Genomic DNA, 4003 nt, shown 5'->3' on the forward strand with positions numbered 1-4003 from the left:
GGGGCGGGGCGGCCCCGGCGCGGGTCAGTCCCCGGTCGGCGCGGGCAACGCCGCTGCCGCACGGGCGGCGGCGGCGCGGGAGCGCAGCCACTGCTTGAACCACTGGGTGTCGGGCAGCCGGGCGAGCAGCGGCCCGGTCACCACCGTGATCAACACGTACGCGGTGGCGAGCGCCGCCAGCTTCGGGTTCACCGGGTAGGCGGCCGCGACGGCCAGTCCGGCGATGACGATGGAGAACTCGCCGCGCGGGGTCAGCGCCAGGCCGGCCCGCCAGCGACCGGGCTCGGCGATCCCCGCCCGGCGGGCGGCCAGGTAGCCGGTGGCCACCTTCGTCGCCATGGTGACCACTGCCAGCACCAGCGCCGGCAGCAGCACCGGCGGCATGTCCAGCGGGTTGGTGACCAGCCCGAAGAACACGAAGAAGACAGCGGCGAAGAGATCCCGCAGCGGGGAGAGCAGTTCGGTGGCGTGGTGCGCCACCGGCCCGGACAACGCGATGCCGACCAGGAACGCGCCGACAGCGGCGGAGACCTGGAGTTTGGCCGCGATACCGGCGACCAGCAGGGTCAGGCCGAGCACCCCGAGCAGGAGCGCCTCCGGGTCCTTGGCGGAGAGCGCGGCGGAGATCAAGTGGCCGTACCGGATCGCCACGGCCAGCACCACGACGACGGTGAACACCGCGATGGCGAGCGCGATGCCGCCCTTCATCAGGCCGACCCCGGCGAGCAGCGCGGTGACCAGCGGCAGGTAGAGGGCCATCGCCAGGTCCTCGATCACCAGGACGGAGAGGATCACCGGCGTCTCCCGGTTACCGACCCGGCCCAGGTCGCCGAGCACCTTGGCGATCACGCCCGAGGACGACACCCAGGTGACGCCTCCGAGCACCACTGCGGCGACCCAGCCCCACCCGAGCAGCAGCGCGAACCCGAAGCCGGGCAGCGCGTTGAGCACCGCGTCGATCAGACCGGCCGGCGCGGCCGAGCGGAGGTTGCCCACCAGTTCGTTGGCGCTGTACTCCAGGCCGAGCATGACCAGCAGCAGGATCACGCCGATCTCGGCGCCGACGGCGAAGAACTCCTCGCTGGCGTTGAGCGGCAGCAGGCCACCGTGCCCGAACGCCAGGCCGGCGAGCAGGTAGAGCGGGATGGGCGAGACACCGACGCGACGGCTCAGCCGGCCGAGCAGGCCGAGCAGGAGCAGCAGCGCACCGACCTCGATGAGCAGGATTGTGGTTTCGTGCATACGCGTCAGACGTCCGGGTCGGTCTCGGCGAGGATCGCGGTCACGCCGTCGAGCCCCTGGCGGGTACCGACCACGACGACCACGTCGCCGGCTTCGAACCGGAAAGTGGGATCCGGCGAGACGTTCACCGTGCCCTGACGCAGCACGGCGACGATCGACGCGCTGGTCCGGGTCCGGGCCTTGGTGTCACCCAGCCGCTTGCCGACGTACTTCGAGCCGGCCGGAATGGCGATCTGCTCGGTCAGCAGCCCGGCGGCCTGCTCGCGCAGCCCGGAGAGCTGACCCAGCATCAGCGACGCGCCGAGGATGTCGGCGAGCGCCTCCGCCTCGTCGTCCGTCAGGGGGATGTCGTGCTGACAGGAGTCGGGATCTTCCGGGTCGTAGAGGACCAGGTCGCGACGGCCATTGCGGTGGGAGACCACACCGAGCCGGCGGCCGGACTCCGTCATCAGGTCATGACGTACGCCGATACCCGGCAGGGCGGTCTGTTCGACACGTACTCGCACGCGGGTGAGGCTACTCCGGGCGCGCACCTGCTGCGTCCGGGGTCGATCGATCGCCCGTCATCGTGCGATCAGGGGGTCTCGTCCCGACCGGTTACGTAGGTGCCCTTGCCCTGGTGCCCCTCGACGAGACCTTCGGCCTGAAGGATCAACAGCGCCGACCGGACCGGCTCTGCGGACACTTGGTAGTGCGCGATCAGTTCACGCAGGGAGGGGAGTTTGTCGCCGGGGCCGTACTCGCCCGAAGCGATCTTGTCTCTGATGTCCTGCGCGATTCTCTGACGGTCTGAAACTCGGGGCATGGCGGCAACTCCTGGTAGGCCCCAAGATCTTCCCACGAGTCAGACCGGTCAGCCAACACTTCGCGTGCTAAGCATGCTCACTCCTTGTCATGCAATGCTTTGCATTGTATGTTGCTCGTGCGGATGCCCTCGGCGGAACGCCTGGTAGGCAAACCGGCCCTCCGGTTGGCACCCGTGGTCGGCGCGACTGGTCGTGCGCGGCCAGTCGTGTCGCCTTACCCGTCTCCTTGGCCTGGAAGAAGGGACAGTGTCGTGCGCAATCTCCTGCGAATACGCCCGAATCGGCGGAACGCGCGCCCGCCCGACTCCGCGCCGGGCGCCGCGTACCGCTCCGCGTCGTACCTTCCGCTCCGGCCCTGGCAGGTGCGGGGCCGCCGCTTCGCGACGCGCCGCCGGGGGCTGGACCCGGCCGAGGTCGCCGCGTTCCTCGACCGCGTGGCCGGGGACCTCGCCGCCGCGTACGCCGAAGTCGCCCGGAGCCGTGAGGAGACGGCGCGGATCAAGGGCGCGTTGCGCGAGTGGCAGTCCCGTCAGGCTCCCTCAATGCGCGACCTGGCCGGGCGGCCGTGACCGGGCGGTACGTGATCCATCTGCCGGTGCGCGCGGCGGATCTGGCCCGGGCGAAGATGCTCGGTCGCACGGCCGGCCGGTCGTTGGCGTTCCTCGCGGTGGTGGAGTTGGGCGGGATCACCGTGTCGACGGAGGACGACCAGGCCGTACGCCATTGGGTTTTCTGCGACCGCAAGCTGGACGGCGGCCGGCGTTGCGTGCTGCGCGCCGACCACGAGACCCCTTGCCTTACGCGCCTCCCGCGTCGATGAGATCTTGGTACGAAAGGGCCCCTATGAGGGCCGTTTCGTACCAAGATCTACCCGGCCTCGCCGCCGGAGGGTGACTCAGGTCACAGGAGTGGAGTTGAGCGGAATAGACTCAACTCTGGTTGTGTCATGTCCAGTGGACACGCCGATCCGGGGGAGCCCATGAACACGGAACGTCTCACCACCAAGAGCCGCGAGGCCATCACCGGTGCCGTCGCGCTGGCGAACCAGCGCGGTCACGCCACCGTGGAGCCCTGGCACCTGCTGCTGTCACTGCTGGACACCGAGGGCTCGACCGCCGCGGGCCTGCTGCGCGCCGTCGGGGCCGACCCCGCCGAGCTGCGCCGCGTCGCCCAGCGGTCGGTCGACGCGCTGCCCGCCGCCCGCGGGTCGAGCATCGCCGAGCCGACGCTGGCCCGCGAGTTCGTCAACGCCATCGGCGCCGCCGAGCAGATCGCGCGGCCGCTGGGCGACGAGTACACCTCCACCGAGCACCTGCTGGCCGGGCTGGCCCGGGTCGGCGGCGCGGTCTCGGTCGCGCTGAAGAACTCGGGCGCCACCGAGGAGAACCTGGTCGCCGCGTTCCCGACCGTCCGGGGCGGGGACCGGCGGGTCACCACCGCCGACCCGGAGCAGACCTACCAGGCCCTGGCCAAGTACGGCGTGGACCTCACCGCCAGCGCCCGCGACGGCAAGATCGACCCGGTGATCGGCCGGGACTCGGAGATCCGCCGGGTGATCCAGGTGCTGTCCCGGCGTACCAAGAACAACCCGGTGCTGATCGGCGAGCCGGGCGTCGGCAAGACCGCGATCGTGGAGGGCCTGGCCCAGCGGATCGTGGCCGGCGACGTGCCGGAGTCGCTGCGGGACAAGAAGCTGGTCTCGCTCGACCTCGGCGCGATGGTCGCCGGCGCGTCGTACCGCGGCCAGTTCGAGGAGCGGCTGAAGTCCGTGCTGGAGGAGATCAAGAACTCCGACGGCCAGGTCATCACCTTCATCGACGAGCTGCACACCGTGGTGGGGGCGGGCGCCGGCGGGGACTCCGCCATGGACGCCGGGACCATGCTGAAGCCCATGCTCGCCCGCGGTGAGCTGCGCATGGTCGGTGCGACCACCCGCGCCGAGTACGGGGAGCGGA

Annotated in this window: 6 protein-coding genes; 3 read left to right on the top strand and 3 right to left on the bottom strand. The window is 70.8% G+C overall.

Translation table 11 applies throughout. The features are described 5' to 3' along the window. Window positions 1-24: 24 nt before the first annotated feature. From KBX39_RS25320 to KBX39_RS25330, 3 genes are all read right to left on the bottom strand, one after another. Entirely contained in the window at window positions 25-1242 is a 1218-nt protein-coding gene (locus KBX39_RS25320) for a cation:proton antiporter (protein WP_043327579.1), read from the bottom strand. A gap of 5 nt (window positions 1243-1247) precedes the next feature. Continuing rightward, complete coding sequence (locus KBX39_RS25325) at window positions 1248-1748, bottom strand: cation:proton antiporter regulatory subunit (RefSeq protein ID WP_064447962.1); 501 nt, start codon at window positions 1746-1748, stop codon at window positions 1248-1250. A 68-nt stretch (window positions 1749-1816) separates the two neighbouring features. After that, window positions 1817-2047 (bottom strand): winged helix-turn-helix domain-containing protein, encoded by a 231-nt coding sequence (locus KBX39_RS25330; RefSeq protein WP_043327577.1) that lies wholly within the window; start codon window positions 2045-2047, stop codon window positions 1817-1819. 264 nt (window positions 2048-2311) lie between these two features. Between KBX39_RS25330 and KBX39_RS25335 the strand changes: the two genes are divergently transcribed. From KBX39_RS25335 to KBX39_RS25345, 3 genes are all read left to right on the top strand, one after another. Continuing rightward, window positions 2312-2617 (top strand): DivIVA domain-containing protein, encoded by a 306-nt coding sequence (locus KBX39_RS25335; RefSeq protein ID WP_210872858.1) that lies wholly within the window; start codon window positions 2312-2314, stop codon window positions 2615-2617. After that, on the top strand, window positions 2614-2868 hold the full coding sequence (locus KBX39_RS25340) for a hypothetical protein (protein ID WP_104113392.1): 255 nt from the start codon (window positions 2614-2616) through the stop codon (window positions 2866-2868). Before KBX39_RS25335 ends, KBX39_RS25340 begins: the two co-directional genes overlap by 4 nt. 159 nt (window positions 2869-3027) lie before the next feature. Further along, window positions 3028-4003 (top strand): Clp protease N-terminal domain-containing protein (locus KBX39_RS25345; RefSeq protein WP_210872857.1); only part of this gene is annotated, 976 nt, incomplete at its 3' end.

Source organism: Micromonospora sp. D75 (assembly GCF_018070405.1).
Taxonomy (GTDB): Bacteria; Actinomycetota; Actinomycetes; order Mycobacteriales; family Micromonosporaceae; genus Micromonospora; species Micromonospora chalcea.